Origin of the sequence: Halomonas sp. NyZ770 (genome assembly GCF_020616575.1) — a bacterium.
GTDB lineage: Bacteria > Pseudomonadota > Gammaproteobacteria > Pseudomonadales > Halomonadaceae > Vreelandella > Vreelandella hamiltonii.
In genome coordinates this window covers 1,141,799-1,158,923 of record NZ_CP085143.1, presented here as the reverse complement: position 1 = coordinate 1,158,923, position 17,125 = coordinate 1,141,799, and the positions used below count along the sequence as shown (strand labels likewise).

Genomic DNA, 17,125 nt, shown 5'->3' with positions numbered 1-17,125 from the left:
CCCACTCCTTAACGCGCGCTAGCGCTCCTGGCTCAAGCGGCGCTTGAACAACTCACGGAAGACGGGATAGATATCCCCGGCATTGACGATCTGGCGCATGGCAAAACGCTCGGGAAACTGGGCAGCCACGGTTTCATACTCATGCCACAGCGACTGATGATCATGGGGAGTGATCTCCACGTAGGCGTAATACTGCAGCTGCGGCATCAGCTGCTTGACCAGCAGGTCGCGGCAGATATTGGAGTCATCGTCCCAGTTGTCGCCGTCGGAGGCCTGGGCCACGTATAGATTCCACTGGCCTGCCGGGTAGCGCTTTTCGATGATCTTGTTCACCAGCGTCAGCGCGCTGGAGACGATGGTTCCGCCGGTTTCGCGGGAGTAGAAGAACTCCTCCTCGTTGACCTCCCGAGCGGCAGTATGGTGGCGCACGAACACCAGCTCGACCTTTTCGTAGTGCTTCTCCAGAAACAGGTAGAGCAGCAGGAAAAACCGCTTGGCGATATCCTTGTGGTTCTGGGTCATCGAGCCGGAAACGTCCATCACGCAAAACATCACCGCCTGGCTCGAGGGCTGTGGCTGGGCGGCGAGTTGATGATAGCGCAGGTCGTAGGTATCGATGAACGGAATCGCCTCGATGCGCTTCTCCAGCCGCTCCACCTCGGCCTTGAGCTCCGCCACCCGGGCCGGGTTGCGCAGCACGGGGTCCTTGCGCTCTTCCGCCGCCAGCGCCTCTTCGGCCTCTTTCAAGGCCCGTTTGATGGGGGCGCGCATGGCAATGCGGCGGGCGTAGGCTTCGCGCATGGAGCGGGTAATGCTGATGCGCGAAGGCACGCCGTCACGGGCCAGCCCGGCCCGCACCATCTTGATCTCTTCCAGCGACTTCAAGGGCTTGCGCTGCAAATGTGGCAGCTCCAGGCCGTCGAAGACGAATTCCAGAAACTCCTCGCGGCTGAGGGTGAAGGCAAACTCGTCGTTGCCCTCCCCCTGGTTGGACGCCCCGCCTTCTCCCGCGCCGCCACCGCCGCCGCCGCCCTGCCCACCGGGGCGACGAATCTTGTCCCCCTGCAGAAACTCCTTGTTGCCGGGAGAAACGATGGTGCGGGCGCCGCCGCTGCCGTGCTGGAACACCGGCTCGGAGATGTCTCGGGCAGGAATCGAGATTTTCTCGCCGCGCTCCATGTCGGTGATGGAGCGACGGTTCACGGCTTCCTCGACCGAACGCTTGATGTGCTTGCGGTAACGCTCCAGAAAGCGCTGCCGATTGACCGCGCTCTTGTGCTTGGCGTTAGGTCTGCGATCAATGAAGTAGGTCATTCGACCTCCTTGATACCTCAGGCGGGAGCGCTGAACATCCGCGCCCGCCCATCGTGAGGGTCACCCCTGCAACCTGCTGGTTACTGGGACTTGCGAACGCGCAGATACCACTCGGAAAGCAACCGCACCTGCTTTTCGGTATAGCCGCGGTCCACCATGCGCGCCACGAAATCCTCGTGTTTCTTCTGATCAGACCTGGATGCCTTGGCGTTGAACGAGATGACCGGCAAAAGCTCCTCGGTATTGGCAAACATCTTGTGCTCGATGACGCCCTTGAGCTTCTCGTAGGACTGCCAGCTGGGGTTCATGCCGTTGTTCTGCGCCCGCGCCCGCAGCACGAAGTTGACCACTTCATGACGGAAGTCCTTGGGATTGGAGATCCCGGCCGGTTTTTCGATCTTCTCCAGCTCTTCGTTCAGCGACTGGCGATTCAACAGCTCGCCGGTTTCGGGGTCGCGGTACTCCTGATCCTGAATCCAGAAGTCGGCATAGGTCACATAGCGGTCGAAAATGTTCTGACCATACTCGCTGTAGGACTCCAGGTACGCGGTCTGGATCTCCTTGCCGATGAAATCCACGTAACGCGGGGCCAGAAACTCCTTGATGAAGCCCAGGTAGCGCTCGAACACCTCCGATGGCAGCTGCTCCCGCTCCAGCGCCTGCTCCAGCACGTACAGCAGATGGACCGGGTTGGCTGCCACTTCCTGGCTGTCGAAGTTGAATACCCGCGAAAGGATCTTGAAGGCAAAGCGGGTAGACAGCCCCTGCATGCCTTCATCGACGCCTGCCGCGTCGCGGTACTCCTGGATGGACTTGGCGCGGGGGTCGGTATCCTTGAGATTGTCGCCGTCATAGACCCGCATCTTGGAGTAGATACTGGAGTTTTCGGGCACTTTCAGCCGGGACAGCACGGAGAACTGGGCCAGCATGCGCAGCGTATCCGGGGCGCAAGGCGCGGCATTCAGGGACGAGTCTTCCAGCAGTTTCTGGTAGATCTTGATCTCTTCGGAGACGCGCAGGCAGTAAGGCACCTTGACGATGTACACACGGTCGAGGAACGCCTCGTTATTGCGGTTGTTGCGGAAGGCCTGCCATTCGGATTCGTTGGAGTGGGCCAGAATGACGCCATCGAAAGGGATCGCGCCCATGCCTTCGGTGGGGTTGTAGTTCCCCTCCTGGGTGGCGGTCAGCAGCGGATGCAGCACCTTGATGGGTGCCTTGAACATCTCCACGAACTCCATCAGGCCCTGGTTGGCGCGGCACAGCCCGCCCGAGAAGCTGTAGGCATCCGGGTCGTCCTGAGAGTAGAGCTCCAGCTGGCGGATATCCACCTTGCCCACCAGCGAGGAGATATCCTGGTTGTTCTCGTCACCGGGTTCGGTCTTGGAGATGGCGATCTGGTTCAAGCGCGACGGATAGAGCCGCACCACGCGGAATTGGGAGATATCACCACCGTACTCCTTCAAGCGCTTGGCGGCCCAAGGTGACATGACGCTGCGCAAGTAGCGGCTGGCAATACCGTACTCCTGCTCCAGCAGCTTGCCGTCCTCTTCCGGTGAAAACAGCCCCAGCGGGGATTCGTACACCGGCGAGCCCTTGATGGCGTAAAACGGGATACGCTCCATGAGAAGCTTCAGACGCTCGGCCAGCGACGATTTGCCGCCGCCCACCGGCCCCAGCAGATAGAGGATCTGCTTGCGCTCTTCCAGGCCCTGGGCCGCGTGGCGGAAGTAGGCCACGATCTGCTCGATGGCCTCTTCCATGCCATGAAATTCGGCAAACGCAGGGTAACGGCGAATCACCTTGTTGGAAAAGATACGTGACAGACGCGGGTCTTTCGCCGTGTCGATCACTTCAGGCTCGCCTATGGCTTCCAGCATGCGCTCGGCGGCGCTGGCATACACCTTGGGATCACGGCGGCACAGCGCCAGATACTCCTCCAGGCTCATGTCCTCTTGCTGAACGCGGGCAAAACGGTCTTGAACGTGATCAAAGATGCTCATGGAACTCTCCTGTGGCCCATCCCCGGCAGCCATCGCCTGACCCAAATTCCCAGGCCGCCTGCCGTGCGAAGTGTCGCTCTATCAGCGTAGTCAGCATTAGCAAAATGTGATGACGAAACCTTCAACGCAGCGCAACTTTCCGCGTCTTATATGGCTATGAGCAAAGGCGAGGCAAAATAGTTGCGTTGAAAACACCGGGCTGACAAGAATCCTCTCCAACAACGCAACGCGCCGCCTGAACAGGCGGCGCGACGACCACGAACGAGCCTCGCTGGCGGCTTACTCCAGCACGGATTTGACGTCGGCCAGCAGTTGATCCAGCAGCTCGATGGTGGTGTTCCAGGCGCACACGAAGCGTGCGCCGCCCGCGCCAATGAAGGTATAGAAGGTCCATCCGCGCGCTTTCAACGCTTCGATGGCATGAGGAGGCAATTCAACGAAAACGCTGTTGGCTTCGGTGGGGAACATCAGCGAGACGCCAGGCAGCGCCTGCAACCCTTCCGACAGATAGCGGGCCATGGCGTTGGCGTGCTCGGCATTGGTCAACCAGGCGCCGCTTTCCAGCAGGCCCAGCCAGGGCGCCGAGACATAGCGCATCTTGGAGGCGAGCTGGCCCGCCTGCTTGCAGCGGTAGGAGAAATCCTCGGCCAGTTCCCGATTGAAAAACAGGATGGCTTCACCAAACGCCAGGCCGTTCTTGGTGCCTGAAAAGCACAGCGCATCCACCCCGACCTGCCAGGTCAGCTCGGCAGGTGACGCCTTCAGGCTGGCGCAGGCATTGGCAAAGCGCGCGCCATCCATGTGCAGGCGCAGGTCATGCTTGTCGGCCATGGCGCGAATCGCCAACAGCTCTTCACGGGAGTAGACCGTACCCACTTCGGTGGCCTGGGTCAGCGACACGACCTTGGGTTTGGGGTAGTGGATGTCGCTGCGCTTGGTGACCAGCGCTTCGATTCCCTTGGGGGTCAGCTTGCCATTGGCACCCGGGGAGGTGAGCAGCTTGGCTCCGTTGGAGAAGAACTCCGGGCCGCCACACTCGTCGGTTTCGATATGCGCCAACTCATGACAAATCACGCTGTGGTAGCTGCGCCCCATCGCGGAAAGCGCCAGTGAATTGGCAGCGGTGCCGTTGAACACGAAGAACACATCGCAATCGTAGTCGAACATCTGACGAAAGCGGTCGGCGGCACGGGCAGTCCAGCGGTCATTGCCGTAGGCCAGGTCATCGGCCTGATTGGCTTCCATCAGGTACTGCATCGCTTCCGGGCAAATACCCGAGGTGTTGTCACTGGCTAAAAATCGTGGGGTACACTCCGAGGGCATGACGATTATCCTTTTTCTCTGGCGGTCGTGCAGCGCAGGCCGGGTGCCACCTGCGCCTTAATTCCCTAACAGGGCTTAGTCGTTAGGGTTGACCTTCAGTCTATCGCCATTTCAACGTCAACGTCACGCGCTCAATATGGCTACAGCGTGGCAGCCAGACGGGTGCCCTGGTCAATCGCCCGCTTGGCATCCAGCTCGGCCGCTTCGTCTGCGCCACCAATCACATGCACGCGTTTGCCCGCCTGCTCCAGGGGCGTCAGCAGGTCCCGCACCGACTCCTGACCCGCACACACCACGATGGTGTCCACCGCCAGCACCTGCGCCTCTTCACCCTGACGAACATGCAGCCCGGCATCGTCGATTTTCAGGTACTCGCAGCCAGTCAGGGTACGCACCCCGCGCTGCTTGAGCGACGCGCGATGCACCCAGCCAGACGTCTTGCCCAGGTTTTTACCGGGCTTAGAGCTTTTGCGTTGCAACATCACGATACTGCGTGGTGAAGCGGGCGGTGTGGGAGCTTTCAGCCCGCCTGGCTCACTCACCGTGAGGTCCACGCCCCACTCTTCACACCAGGACTGCAGATCCAGGGCCGGGTGGCCATGATGCGCCAGCAGTTCCGATACATCGAAGCCGATGCCTCCGGCACCAATCACGGCCACCCGGCGGCCCACTCGCTCGGGCTGCGCAATGGCTTCGGCGTAACTCAACACGCTGGGATGGTCGGCGCCGGGCAGGGTCAGCCCACGGGGCGTCACGCCGGTCGCCAGCACCACGTCGTCGAAGGCAGCCAGCGCCTCCAGCGTGGCGTCGGTATTCAAGCGCACCTCCACGCCGTGCTTGTCGAGCATGACGCGGAAGTAGCGCAGCGTTTCGTTGAACTCTTCCTTGCCCGGAATCTTGCGGGCAAAGTTGAATTGCCCGCCCAGCTCGCTGTGCCGTTCGAACAGCACCACCCGATGACCTCGGCGGGCGGCTTCCACGGCGGTGGCAAGCCCGGCAGGCCCGCCGCCGACCACGGCCACTCGCTTGGGAGACTCGGCAGCCACCAAAGGCAGCTCGGTTTCGTGGCATGCACGCGGGTTGACCAGGCAAGAGGTCAGCTTGCCCATGAAGGTATGGTCGAGGCACGCCTGATTACAGGCGATACAGGTATTGATCTCCTCGGCCTTGCCGAGCTCGGCTTTCTGCACCCATTCAGGGTCTGCCAGGAAAGGCCGCGCCATGGAGACCATGTCCGCGTGCCCTGACGCCAGCAGGCGCTCGGCCACGTCGGGCATATTGATGCGGTTGGTGGTGATCAGCGGGATCGACAGCGCGCTGCGAATCCGTTTGGTCACCTCGCTGAAGGCTGCCCGAGGCACGCTGGTGACGATGGTGGGCACCCGCGCTTCGTGCCAGCCGATGCCGGTATTGATCAGGTTGGCGCCCGCCGCTTCGATGGCCTGGCCAAGCTGCACGACCTCTTCCCAGGTGCTGCCCTCCTCCACCAGGTCGATCATCGACAGCCGGAAGATGATCAGGAAGCGGTTGCCCACGGCTTCACGAATGCGTCTGACGATCTCCACCGCAAAGCGTATACGCCCTGCGAAGTCGCCGCCCCACTCATCGTCCCGGTGGTTGGTGCGGCGACAAATGAACTGATTGATCAGGTACCCCTCGGAGCCCATCACTTCGACCCCATCGTAGCCCGCCTGCTGGGCCAGCGTGGCACAGCGCACGTAGTCGGCAATTTGCTGCTCGACCTCGTCGCTGGTCAGCGCACGGGGCACGAACGGATTGATGGGCGCCTGCAATGCCGAAGGCGCCACCAGCTCAGGGGAGTAAGCGTAGCGACCGGCGTGCAGAATCTGCATGCACAGATGCCCGCCCGCCTGGTGAACGGCATCCACCACCTGGCGGTGCTCTTCCAGCTGGCTGGCCTCGGTGAGCGCATGTGCCCCCTGGAACACCGCACCCTCGGCATTCGGCGCAATGCCGCCAGTGACGATCAAGCTGACCCCGGCCCGCGCCCGCTCGGCATAGAACGCCGCCAAGCGTGCAAAGCCGTTGGGGGCCTCTTCCAGGTTGGTGTGCATGGAGCCCATCAGCACCCGGTTGGGCAGCGTCAAATGGCCCACGGTCAACGGGCGAAAAAGGTGCGGATAAGCGTGCATCACGGCGCTCCTTTGGAGTTGTTAGAACGACAAGCCTCTCATATTCAAACAAGCGTATGACATAGTTCCTTCGGCGTACAGCCTTTTACCGCCGTTGCCCCCTTGCTCATCATGGAAAAGAAGGTCACATTAACCGGCTAACGATAAGGGATTGTTTTAAGGGAATGCGCTATGCCATTGATCTACTTCTTGCCCCCACTGGCCACCGTGCTGATCTGGTCGGGGAACATGACCATCAACCAGTTGACGGTCGGCGCCATCGCGCCCAGCAGTATCGCCTTTTTACGCTGGCTGCTGGCGCTGGCGGTCATGACCCCTTTCGTGCTGCCTGCGGTATTGCGTCACCGCGACGAGATTCGCCGCAACTGGCTGAAGCTGGCGCTGCTTGGGCTGCTGGGCATGGGCCTGTGGCAGGGGCTTGCCTACGTGGCAGCCGAAACCACCACCGCCACCAACATGGGCATTCTGGCGGCCATGGTGCCCCTGCTGACGGTACTGCTCAGCGCGCTGATTCTGCGTGAGCCCCCCACGATGGGCGGCGTGGCAGGCGGCGTGCTGGCCTTCATTGGCGTGACGGTACTGCTGGGGCGTGGCAACCCGCTGTCGTTGCTGCAACTGCAGGTGGCCCAGGGCGACGCGCTGATGGTGGTGGCAGCCACCTGCTATGCGCTGTATGGCGTCATGCTGAAACGCTGGGCCATGAACCTTCCGCCCTGGGTGATGCTTTACGCCCAGGTCTGTTTTGCCGTGCTGTTCCTGCTGCCCTCGTACCTGATGGGCCCCATGACCCCAGTGGATAGCAGCAACGTCTGGCTGATTCTCTACGCGGGCATTCCGGCCTCGGTGATCACTACCTTCCTGTGGATGCGGGCCGTCCGTCAGATCGGGGCCAACCAGTCGAGTATTTTCATCAACCTGATGCCCTTGTTCAGCGCCCTGATTGCCATGGCGTTTTTGGGTGAGCGGGTAGCGGGCTTCCACTTTATTGGCGGGCTGCTGATCCTGGCAGGCGTGATCATGGCACAGACCTTGACCCGCCCTCTGGTCAGCCGCGTGGCGGCCAGTAAAACGAGCAGCGCCCAGCAATGATACAATAGGCTAACTTCATTCGCTGAATGGGAACCCCTGACCTATGTCCCTGGAAGAACTGCACCTTAATCTGCGTAACCTGAGTAGCGACGATTACGAGCAACTGAAGTCGCTGATGGACGCGGTGTATCATGATATTGGTGGCGCCTGGCCCGAGCACACCATCGCCAAGCTGATCCAGGAGTTTCCTGACGGTCAGATTGCCATCGAAGACGACGGCGTGCTGGTGGGCGTGGCCTTGACGGTACAAGTGGATTACGACGAGTTCTCCAACCCGCACAAGTACGACGACCTGATCGGCCATCGGGAAATCATCCTCAACAATCAGGACGGCGATGCCATGTACGGGCTGGATGTCCTGATCCACCCCGACTACCGTGGCTACCGCCTGGGTCGCCGCTTGTACGAAGCGCGCAAAGAGCTGTGCCGCTCCCACAACCTGCGCGCTATCCTGGCCGGTGGGCGCATTCCCGAATATCACCAGCATGCAAGCGAGCTGACCCCAGCCCAGTACATCGACAAGGTCTCTCGCAAGGAGATTTACGACCCGATCCTCTCCTTCCAGTTGGCCAACGACTTTCAGGTCAAGCGCCTGCTGCGCAAATATCTGCCGGAAGACGAGCAGTCGCGTGGCTACGCCACGCTGCTGGAGTGGAACAACATCCTCTTCGAACCCGCCGACAGCGTGCTGGATACCCGCCCGACGCAGGTTCGAGTGGGGGCAGTGCAGTGGCAAATGCGTGAGTTTGCCTCGGTGGAAGCAGCGCTTCAGCAGATCGAGTATTTCGTCGATGCGCTCTCGGACTACCAAAGTGACTTTGCCGTTTTCCCGGAGCTGTTCACCACGCCACTGATGGGCCTGCAGGATCGCGCCGCGCAGAAAGACCAGACCGCTGCCATCCGCTTTTTGGCGGGCTTCACCGACCGTTTCAAGAGCGAGCTGTCGCGGATGGCGGTGTCCTACAACATCAACATCGTCGGCGGTTCGATGATCGAGGTGGGCGAGGACGACCGTCTTTATAACGTGGCTTACCTGTTCCATCGGGACGGCGAGGTGGAGAAACAGTCGAAGCTGCATATCACCCCGCAGGAGCGGCGCGACTGGGTGATCGAAGGCGGCGACGATCTGCAGGTGTTCGATACCGATGCAGGCCGTGTCGGCATCCTGATCTGCTACGACGTGGAATTCCCGGAGCTGGGCCGACTGCTGGCCGACCAGGACATGGATATTCTGTTCGTGCCGTTCTGGGTCGACACCAAAAATGGCTACCTGCGTGTGCGCCACTGCGCTCAGGCGCGGGCCATCGAAAACGAGTGCTACGTGGTCATCTGCGGAAGCGTCGGCAACCTGCCGTCCATCGAGAACCTGGATATCCAGTATGCCCAGTCGGCGGTATTCACCCCCTCCGACTTCGCCTTCCCCCATGACGCGGTGCTGGCCGAGACCACGCCCAACACCGAGATGATCATCTTCTCGGACCTGGACTTGACCCGCCTGACCGTAGTGCGTGCAGAAGGCTCGGTGACCAACCTCAAGGACCGCCGCAAGGATCTCTTCGACCTGCGCTGGCGGGACTGGTCGCTGAAGTCCGGCGCCAAACGGGAAGAGTAAGCCCTACGGGAAGAGTAAGCCCTCGGCCGCCGTGATGGCTGGATAAAAAAAGCCGCTCCCTCGAGAGAACCTCAGGGAGCGGCTTTTTATTGAGCATCTTGCTTCGCGTCGCACCTGGCATGAGATGCCAAAACGGCTGTGCTAATCCGGCCATACCAGATGGGCGGGCACCCTGCCCTTGGCATCGAACACTACGCCCTCGTCACGCAACTTCTGATGCTGGCGCGCCGCGCCGCCATGGTCGGCCAGCGTCAGCGATGCCGCAATCACTCGGTGCCAGGGCACCTGGTGCCCCTCGGGCAAGTGTCGCATGGCAGACCCCACCATACGCGGCGTGGCCCCTTCGGTCATGCTGGCCACGCGCCCATAAGTGGTCACCCGCCCCGCCGGGATCTGATCGACGATGGTATAGATCTGTTCCAACAGTTCGGGACGTGGCATGGCTACCTCGAATGCGTGAACTCCAAGGTGAGATGGCTTACAGGCCATCCACCAGTTGATCGATGGCCTGGAAGGCTTCTTTCAGTGCGCTATCACGCTGGGCATCACCCATGTTGAGGCCTTCCGCGAACACCACGTCCACATCGCTGATGCCCATCAGGCCCAGCATGGTTTTCAGGTGCGGGGTCTGGCTATCGAACTCGGTGCCGGCGTATTGGCCCCCCCGGGCCGCCAGGATGATGGCGCGCTTACCTTCCAGCAGCCCCTGTGGGCCAGTTTCAGTATAGCGGAACGTTTCACCAGCGCGCAGCACGCGGTCGAACCACGCTTTCAACTGCGAAGGAATCCCCAGGTTGTACATCGGCACCGCCAGCACCAGCACGTCGTGGGAACGCAGCTCGGCCAGCAGCTCATCGGAGCGGGCCGCCAGTGCTTTTTGGGCGTCGCTGCGCTCGTCGGCGGGGGTTTGCCATGCGCCCAGCTCTTCGATGTCCAGGTGGGGCAGCGCATTGGCCACCACGTCGCGGTGGCTGACCTCCACGCCGCCACGGGCAGTGGCCTGCTGCTGAAAATGGTTCGCCAGCGCATTGGACTGGCCGTTTTCACCCAGAACGGAAGACGTGACTAACAGAGTACGAGTTGCCATCGTAAGATTCCTTGCCAAAGATTAAAGAGATGGCGCTATTCTAAGGCGCTTTCCAATAAGCAAAAGCGCAACGTTTTCCGCCGTTCATTCGACAAAATCGAATCGTGCTCCATAAAAAAGGTTCTACGCAGACTCGCGTGAATCAATTGGCCTCCCACAGGGTGATTCAGGCAAGGTGCTTGCTCAGGTTGTGGGAGGGAGCTTCAGCCCGCGATGATTCCAGCACTCAGCTTGATAGGGGTGCCTGCTCAGACAGTCGCCCAATGAAATTGGCCTCCCACAGGCTGGCCTGGGGGCACTCACTGCTGTGGGAGGGGGCTTCAGCTCGCGATGATTCCGGCACTCAGCTTGATAGGGGTGCCTGCTCAGACAGTCGCCCAATGAAATTAGCCTCCCACAGGCTGGCCTGGAGGCACTCAGGCTGTGGGAGGGGGCTTCAGCCCGCGACGATTCCAGCACTCAGCTTGATAGGGGGTGCCTGCTCAGACAGTCGCCCAATGAAATTGGCCTCCCACAGGCTGGCCTGGAGGCACTCAGGCTGTGGGAGGGGGCTTCAGCCCGCGATGATTCCAGCACCCAGCTTGATAGGGGTGCCTGCTCAGACAGTCGCCCAATGAAATTGGCCTCCCACAGGCTGGCCTGGAGGCACTCAGGTTGTGGGAGGGAGCTTCAGCTCGCGATGATTCCAGCACCCAGCTTGATAGGGGTGCCTGCTCAGACAGTCGCCCAATGAAATTGGCCTCCCACAATCCGCCATCAACAAGGTTCATCGCACTTTTCCGGGAATGGCTTCACTGTCTCGCTAGAATGCAATGACCTTAAAAAAGCCCCGCTCCGTGGCCATGGCGGCAACACGGGCGGGGCGTTTTCATGACGCGTTCAGGGCTTTTTGGGCCAGGCCTTGGGGTCCACCTTGTTGGCCAGTTTGGGGAACTGGCTCGGGTCGAACACCGGCTCCTTGCCCGCCTTCAGCTGCGCGTCGTAATCCTTGAACAGCGCAAAGGCAATGGGCGACAGCATCAGAATGGCCACCAGGTTGATGATCGCCATCATGCCCATGGAAAGGTCGGCAAAATTCCAGATGGCTCCCAGGCTGGCCACCGAGCCCACCATGATCATGCCCAGCACGGCCAGACGATATAGCATCACCGCCAGGGGTGCCCGGCGGCCAGCCAGGTATTCGATGTTGGACTCACCGTAAGAGTAGTTGGCAATCACGGACGTGAACGCAAACAGCAGAATCGCCACCGCAATGAACATGCCGCCCCACTCGCCCACATGGCTGGAGAGCGCCATCTGCGTCAGCTGGATGCCGTTGCTCTCCTCGCTGGCCAACAGTTCCGGGCCCGCCATGATGATGATGGCCGCCGTGGCGGTACAGATCACCAGCGTATCCAGGAAGACCCCCAGCATCTGAATGAACCCTTGGGCCGCCGGATGATCCGGCCGGGTGCTGGCCGTGGCCGCCGCGTTGGGAGCAGAGCCCATGCCCGCCTCGTTGGAGAACAGGCCACGCTGAATACCGTTGATGATGGCCTGGGAAATGGCATAGCCCATGGCCCCGCCTGCGGCCTGCTCGATGCCGAAGGCGCTCTGCACGATGGTCAGCAGCGCGGCGGGCAGGTCGGCGATATTCAGGGCCACCACCACCAGTGCCAACACCAGATACAGCAAGGCCATCAGCGGCACGACCAGCTCGGCCACCTTGGCAATCGACTTCAATCCGCCAAAGATGATCGGCGCCACGACGGCCATCAGCACCAGGCCCATGGCCCAGGTGGGAATGGCAAACGCCTGCTCCATGGCCTGGGCAATGGAGTTGGCCTGCACGCTATTGAAGGCCAGGCCGAAGGCAATGATCAGGCAGATAGAAAACAGCACGGCCAGCCAGCGCAGCCCAAGGCCACGCTCGATATAGCGAGCCGGGCCGCCACGGAAGGTATTGTCACCGTGGTCGGTCTTGTAGGCCTGCGCCAGCGTGGACTCCACGAAACTGGTCGCCATGCCGACCATGGCGGTCATCCACATCCAGAAAATGGCCCCTGGGCCACCGAAGTAAATGGCGACCGCCACCCCGGCCAGGTTACCCGTTCCCACCCGAGCCGCCAGGCTGGTCGAGAGCGCTTGAAAGGAGGAGATCCCGCCATTGGACTGCCGCGAGGTACGCAGCAGTTTGAACATGTGGCCAAAATAGCGAATCTGAATTCCCCGTGTCATCACGGTAAAATAGAGACCTGCTCCAATGAGCAGATAAATCAGTACGCTGCCCCATAACAGCCCGTTGCTGCGATCCACGACCGCCGTCAACAGGGATGAAAGTGTCGCATCCATGGTTAATCGACCTTGATTGAATAAAGTGAAGGCGCATCATTCTTCACGGCTGCACCAAAATGGCAAGAAAAATGGCAAATTAGTCCATACACGGAAAGAAACGCTGCGCCATGCTCAGCAGCCCGTGATGGTCGCCAGGATTCTTCTGGGCCCGCCCTGTTCGCGATGCTCGCCCAGCCAGATGCCTTGCCAAGTGCCCAGCGCCAAACGCCCATCGCGCACGGCCAGGCACAGCTGGCTACCCAGCAGGCTGGACACCACGTGGGCAGGCATATCGTCCGGCCCTTCCAGGGTATGTCGAAAGTAATCCAGCCCTTCGGGCACCAGGCGACGCAGAAAGGCGTTCAGGTCGTGACGTACATCCGGGTCGCTGTTTTCATTCAGGGTCAAGGAGGCCGAGGTATGCAGAAGCTGTAAGTGCACCAGCCCCTGATGGCACTCTTCGAGGCAGGGCAGTGCCCGAGCAATCTCATCAGTGATCAGATGGAAGCCTCTGGGCATGTCGGGCAGGTGAATCTCTTGTTGGTGCCACATAAACACTCCTTTGTCATGGTGGGCCTGCAAACAAGCATGGGTGTCGTCAAACCCAAACGTTTCGTTCAACCATAGCCTATTTCGCCGCGCACCCATAAAACTCACCACAGGTCATCGCCGCCATGGCGGTGGCGTCGCCTCGCTGTTAAATTGAATGGCGATATTCCCATCGCTTGCAAGGAACCGTTCACATGGAGGTCGTCATGCGCTATTCCCTACTGTCGCCAAGGAAACTGGCAACGGCATCGGCGCTTTGTGTCTCAAGCGTGCTGCTGGCCGGATGCACGGGCATCCCCGATGGCACCGAGGCCGTCACCGGGTTCGAGCTCGATCAGTACCTCGGGGAGTGGTATGAAATCGCTCGCCTGGACCACTCCTTCGAGCGCGGGCTGGACTGCGTGACCGCCAACTACAGCCTGCGCGACGATGGCGGTGTGCGGGTCATCAACCGGGGCTACAACCTGGAAGAAGGCAGCTGGGACGAAGCCGAAGGCCGGGCCTATTTCATCGATGACGACAGCGTTGGCCGCCTGAAGGTAAGCTTCTTTGGCCCGTTCTACGGTGGCTACAACGTGCTGGCACTGGATGACGACTATCAGTGGGCACTGGTTTCCGGCCCTAACCGAGACTACCTGTGGATTCTGGCACGTACACCGACGCTGGATAGCGAGCTGGAAGCGCGCCTGCGCCAGCAAGCCGCCGAGCTGGACTTCCCCACCGACGAGCTGATCGATGTGGTGCAAGACGAGCGCTGTCCCGGCCGCTAGGCTCTGCCAGGCTCGCCTACTCAGCGTCAGGCAGCGCAGGCACCCGGCCCGAGATCTCCTGCTGGAGAAAATCGATCAGCGCACGGATGCGGGCCGGGGTATGGCGGCGCTGCTCGAACACCGCATAGAAGTCTGCCCGTACGCCCTGCCACTCGGGCAGCAGCAGTTGCAGCTCCCCACTGGCCAGGTGTTCGTTGACATCCCACCAGGAGCGCAGCATGACGCCATGACCATCCAGCGCCAGTCGCGTCACCACTTCGCCATCGTTGCTGGCCAGGTGGCCACTGACCTTGACCGATTGCTGGCGCCGCGCCGCTGCACGCTGCTCGAAGCGCCACAGCGCAAAGTCACTATCGTTCTCGCGGATCAACAGGCAGCGGTGCTGTGCCAGATCCTGCGGCGTACGCAGGGCGGGCATGCTGGCAAGGTAGCTCGGCGACGCGCAGAGCATGCGCCGATTGGGCAGGATACGCCGAGCCACCAGCCGTGAATCCGGCGGTTCGCCAATGCGAATCCCCACATCGAACCCATGGTCACTGAGATTGAGAGGAAAGTTGGTCAGCTCCAGCCAGCTCTCGATGCCCGGATGCCGAACGCAGAAGCGTGACAGCAGCGGCGCAATGTGACGTCGCCCAAAGCCAAAGGTGGCATTGACCCGCAATCGCCCCTGCAATCCCTGGCTGGCCGCGTCGCGCAGGTCACTCTCCAGGGCGTCCAGCTCATCGAGAATCAGGCTGCCCTGGGCAAGATAGCGCTCGCCTTCGGCGGTCAGCGTCAGGCGGCGGGTGGTGCGCGCCGCCAGCGACACTCCCAGCCGCGCCTCCAGCTGCTTCAGCCGTTTACTCACCGCCGAGAGGGAAATACCCAACTCCCGGGCCGTTGCCGTCAAGCTGCCCGCTCGAGCCAACTGCTGAAAAAACGCCAGATCGTCCAGTGGAGCCATGGGATTCTACACCTGAAAGCAACAATGGCTTGAATAGTAGCCTGATTATCTCATCGCCAACAGCCGCTACACTGCATGAACGGTACGCCTTTCACACGACCATAAAAAAGGAGGCCCCATGGCCCATCAGATTGCAGTCATCGCTGGCGACGGCATCGGCACCGAAGTCATGCCGGAAGGTATTCGCGCACTGGAAGCGGTGGCTGAGCGCTTCGACCTCGCGCTGGAGTTCACCACCTTTGAGTTCGGTAACTGCGACTACTACCTCGAGCACGGCAAGATGCTGCCGGATGACTGGTACGAGCAGCTCAAGGGCTTCGATGCGCTGTTTTATGGCGCCGTGGGCTGGCCGGACAAAGTGCCTGACCATATTTCCCTGTGGGGCTCGCTGCTGCAGTTCCGCCGCCAGTTCGATCAATACATCAACCTGCGCCCCTGCAAACTGATGCCGGGCATCAAGAGCCCGCTGGCCGGTCGCGCCCCGGGAGATATCGACTTCTACGTGGTGCGTGAAAACACCGAAGGCGAATACTCCAGCATCGGCGGCAAGATGTTCGAAGGCACCGAACGGGAGATCGTCATTCAGGAAACCGTGATGAGCCGCACTGGGGTCGACCGGGTCTTGAAATACGCCTTCGACCTGGCCCAGACGCGACCACGCAAGAAGCTCACCTCGGCCACCAAGTCCAACGGTATCTCGATCACCATGCCCTACTGGGACGAGCGGGTCGCCGAGATGGCCAAACAGTACCCGGATATCAACGTCGACAAGTTCCATATCGACATCCTAACGGCCAACTTCGTGCTGCACCCCGACTGGTTCGACGTGGTCGTGGGCAGCAACCTGTTCGGCGACATCCTCTCCGACCTGGGCCCGGCCTGCACCGGCACCATCGGCATCGCGCCTTCCGCCAATATCAACCCGGAAGGCAAGTTCCCCAGCCTGTTCGAGCCGGTTCATGGCAGCGCACCCGACATTGCGGGCAAGGGCATTGCCAACCCCATCGGCCAAATCTGGTCAGGCGCCATGATGCTGGAACATCTGGGACACAAGGAAGCCGCCGACGCCATGGTCGAGGCCATCGAAGCCGTGCTCAGTGAAGGAAACCCGCAGGTGCTCACCCGCGACGTGGGCGGCCAGGGCACCACGGAAAGCCTGGGCAAGGCCATTGCCGAGCGCCTGCGCGGCTAGCGTCAGGCCCCACTGGCCATGTGGTTGATGGATGTGGTTGGTAAAGGTGGTTGAAACGGCAGTTGTAAAAGCGCAAACGCCTGCCCTCAAGGGCAGGCGTTCACACTGTGTGCGCTTAGCTTTAGCTGGCCAGTTTGGCAGCGACTTCAGCCACGTATTTACCCTGGAAACGGGCAATTTTCAGCTCGCGATCATCCGGCTGACGCGAACCGTCGCCGCCTGCCAGCGTCGCCGCGCCATAGGGCGTACCGCCGCTGACCTTCGAGATATCGAACTGCTCTTCGATGCCGTAACCAATCGGCACGATGACCATGCCGTGGTGGGCCAAGGTGGTCCAGGTCGACGTGATGGTCATCTCGTCGCCGCCGCCGGTGCCGGTCGAGGTAAACACGCTGGCGACCTTGCCGCGCAGTGCGCCCTTCGCCCATAGCCCGCCAGTCTGGTCGAGGAAGGTACGCATCTGCCCCGCCATGTTGCCAAAGCGCGTCGGCGTGCCGAAGATGATGGCATCGTAGTCGGCCAACTCTCCTGGCGTGGCTTCCGGGGTAGTGAAGTCCTGCTTGCCACCGGCATTCTTGAACGCATCTTCCGGCATGGTTTCCGGTACGCGCTTGACGGTGACCTCGACCCCCTCCACGCCTTCGGCGCCTTCGGCCACGGCGGCCGCCAGGGTGTCGATGTGCCCATACATCGAGTAATACAGTACCAATACCTTCGTCATGGCTCACTCCTTTCAGGTGACGACACGCTGCCCCAGACGGGCAGCAAGGACTGGTT

At 61.1% G+C, this 17,125-nt stretch carries 14 protein-coding genes; 4 read left to right on the top strand and 10 right to left on the bottom strand.

Annotation, left to right across the window (positions count from 1 at the left end; all coding sequences use genetic code 11):
* Positions 1 to 18 precede the first annotated feature (18 nt).
* The 4 genes from LG409_RS05465 to LG409_RS05450 all read right to left on the bottom strand — a co-directional run bounded on the left by LG409_RS05465 (position 19) and on the right by LG409_RS05450 (position 6,793).
* Complete coding sequence (locus LG409_RS05465; RefSeq protein ID WP_096921233.1) at positions 19 to 1,314, bottom strand: YeaH/YhbH family protein; 1,296 nt, start codon at positions 1,312 to 1,314, stop codon at positions 19 to 21.
* A gap of 80 nt (positions 1,315 to 1,394) precedes the next feature.
* Positions 1,395 to 3,317 carry a PrkA family serine protein kinase gene (locus tag LG409_RS05460; RefSeq protein ID WP_039181971.1) on the bottom strand — a complete coding sequence of 641 codons (1,923 nt, stop codon included), beginning with the start codon at positions 3,315 to 3,317 and terminating at the stop codon, positions 1,395 to 1,397.
* Between the two features lie 279 nt (positions 3,318 to 3,596).
* Entirely contained in the window at positions 3,597 to 4,640 is a 1,044-nt protein-coding gene (locus tag LG409_RS05455) for a threonine aldolase family protein (RefSeq protein WP_039181968.1), read from the bottom strand.
* Positions 4,641 to 4,780: 140 nt separating this feature from the next.
* Complete coding sequence (locus LG409_RS05450; RefSeq protein WP_227407779.1) at positions 4,781 to 6,793, bottom strand: NADPH-dependent 2,4-dienoyl-CoA reductase; 2,013 nt, start codon at positions 6,791 to 6,793, stop codon at positions 4,781 to 4,783.
* A 171-nt stretch (positions 6,794 to 6,964) separates the two neighbouring features.
* Here LG409_RS05450 and LG409_RS05445 point away from each other — a divergent pair, with 171 nt between their 5' ends.
* Both LG409_RS05445 and LG409_RS05440 read left to right on the top strand, forming a co-directional pair.
* Positions 6,965 to 7,882 (top strand): DMT family transporter, encoded by a 918-nt coding sequence (locus LG409_RS05445; protein WP_039181961.1) that lies wholly within the window; start codon positions 6,965 to 6,967, stop codon positions 7,880 to 7,882.
* Positions 7,883 to 7,925: 43 nt separating this feature from the next.
* Positions 7,926 to 9,494 (top strand): bifunctional GNAT family N-acetyltransferase/carbon-nitrogen hydrolase family protein, encoded by a 1,569-nt coding sequence (locus tag LG409_RS05440; protein WP_039181958.1) that lies wholly within the window; start codon positions 7,926 to 7,928, stop codon positions 9,492 to 9,494.
* Positions 9,495 to 9,635: 141 nt separating this feature from the next.
* On the opposite strand, the gene LG409_RS05435 is transcribed toward LG409_RS05440, so the two are convergent.
* The 4 genes from LG409_RS05435 to LG409_RS05420 all read right to left on the bottom strand — a co-directional run bounded on the left by LG409_RS05435 (position 9,636) and on the right by LG409_RS05420 (position 13,446).
* A complete protein-coding gene (locus LG409_RS05435) occupies positions 9,636 to 9,935 on the bottom strand; it encodes an MGMT family protein (RefSeq protein ID WP_016916542.1) in 300 nt (99 codons plus the stop codon).
* A gap of 37 nt (positions 9,936 to 9,972) precedes the next feature.
* Entirely contained in the window at positions 9,973 to 10,581 is a 609-nt protein-coding gene (locus tag LG409_RS05430) for an FMN-dependent NADH-azoreductase (protein ID WP_227407778.1), read from the bottom strand.
* 879 nt (positions 10,582 to 11,460) lie between these two features.
* Positions 11,461 to 12,912: an alanine/glycine:cation symporter family protein gene (locus LG409_RS05425; protein ID WP_016916540.1), complete on the bottom strand. Its 1,452-nt coding sequence runs from the start codon at positions 12,910 to 12,912 to the stop codon at positions 11,461 to 11,463.
* 114 nt (positions 12,913 to 13,026) lie between these two features.
* Positions 13,027 to 13,446: a secondary thiamine-phosphate synthase enzyme YjbQ gene (locus tag LG409_RS05420; protein WP_193461244.1), complete on the bottom strand. Its 420-nt coding sequence runs from the start codon at positions 13,444 to 13,446 to the stop codon at positions 13,027 to 13,029.
* Positions 13,447 to 13,649: 203 nt separating this feature from the next.
* On the opposite strand from LG409_RS05420, the gene LG409_RS05415 reads away from it, so the two are divergent.
* On the top strand, positions 13,650 to 14,213 hold the full coding sequence (locus LG409_RS05415) for a lipocalin family protein (protein WP_052196467.1): 564 nt from the start codon (positions 13,650 to 13,652) through the stop codon (positions 14,211 to 14,213).
* A gap of 16 nt (positions 14,214 to 14,229) precedes the next feature.
* Here the strand turns inward: LG409_RS05415 and LG409_RS05410 are convergent, their stop codons facing one another.
* The gene (locus LG409_RS05410; RefSeq protein ID WP_227407777.1) at positions 14,230 to 15,156 is read right to left on the bottom strand and encodes a LysR family transcriptional regulator; all 927 of its coding nucleotides are present in this window, start codon (positions 15,154 to 15,156) and stop codon (positions 14,230 to 14,232) included.
* Positions 15,157 to 15,274: 118 nt separating this feature from the next.
* On the opposite strand from LG409_RS05410, the gene LG409_RS05405 reads away from it, so the two are divergent.
* Entirely contained in the window at positions 15,275 to 16,348 is a 1,074-nt protein-coding gene (locus LG409_RS05405) for a tartrate dehydrogenase (protein ID WP_193461247.1), read from the top strand.
* A 121-nt stretch (positions 16,349 to 16,469) separates the two neighbouring features.
* On the opposite strand, the gene wrbA is transcribed toward LG409_RS05405, so the two are convergent.
* The gene (gene wrbA / locus LG409_RS05400) at positions 16,470 to 17,069 is read right to left on the bottom strand and encodes an NAD(P)H:quinone oxidoreductase (RefSeq protein ID WP_039181945.1); all 600 of its coding nucleotides are present in this window, start codon (positions 17,067 to 17,069) and stop codon (positions 16,470 to 16,472) included.
* Positions 17,070 to 17,125 lie beyond the last annotated feature (56 nt).

What these genes read in the sequence shown, in the direction of transcription:
- LG409_RS05420 (WP_193461244.1), bottom strand. Translation starts at nt 13,446, where the DNA reads ATGTGGCACCAACAAGAGATTCACCTGCCCGACATGCCCAGAGGCTTC.
- LG409_RS05405 (WP_193461247.1), top strand. Translation starts at nt 15,275, where the DNA reads ATGGCCCATCAGATTGCAGTCATCGCTGGCGACGGCATCGGCACCGAA.
- wrbA (WP_039181945.1), bottom strand. Translation starts at nt 17,069, where the DNA reads ATGACGAAGGTATTGGTACTGTATTACTCGATGTATGGGCACATCGAC.
- LG409_RS05445 (WP_039181961.1), top strand. Translation starts at nt 6,965, where the DNA reads ATGCCATTGATCTACTTCTTGCCCCCACTGGCCACCGTGCTGATCTGG.
- LG409_RS05465 (WP_096921233.1), bottom strand. Translation starts at nt 1,314, where the DNA reads ATGACCTACTTCATTGATCGCAGACCTAACGCCAAGCACAAGAGCGCG.
- LG409_RS05425 (WP_016916540.1), bottom strand. Translation starts at nt 12,912, where the DNA reads ATGGATGCGACACTTTCATCCCTGTTGACGGCGGTCGTGGATCGCAGC.
- LG409_RS05440 (WP_039181958.1), top strand. Translation starts at nt 7,926, where the DNA reads ATGTCCCTGGAAGAACTGCACCTTAATCTGCGTAACCTGAGTAGCGAC.
- LG409_RS05435 (WP_016916542.1), bottom strand. Translation starts at nt 9,935, where the DNA reads ATGCCACGTCCCGAACTGTTGGAACAGATCTATACCATCGTCGATCAG.
- LG409_RS05410 (WP_227407777.1), bottom strand. Translation starts at nt 15,156, where the DNA reads ATGGCTCCACTGGACGATCTGGCGTTTTTTCAGCAGTTGGCTCGAGCG.
- LG409_RS05415 (WP_052196467.1), top strand. Translation starts at nt 13,650, where the DNA reads ATGCGCTATTCCCTACTGTCGCCAAGGAAACTGGCAACGGCATCGGCG.
- LG409_RS05430 (WP_227407778.1), bottom strand. Translation starts at nt 10,581, where the DNA reads ATGGCAACTCGTACTCTGTTAGTCACGTCTTCCGTTCTGGGTGAAAAC.
- LG409_RS05450 (WP_227407779.1), bottom strand. Translation starts at nt 6,793, where the DNA reads ATGCACGCTTATCCGCACCTTTTTCGCCCGTTGACCGTGGGCCATTTG.
- LG409_RS05460 (WP_039181971.1), bottom strand. Translation starts at nt 3,317, where the DNA reads ATGAGCATCTTTGATCACGTTCAAGACCGTTTTGCCCGCGTTCAGCAA.
- LG409_RS05455 (WP_039181968.1), bottom strand. Translation starts at nt 4,640, where the DNA reads ATGCCCTCGGAGTGTACCCCACGATTTTTAGCCAGTGACAACACCTCG.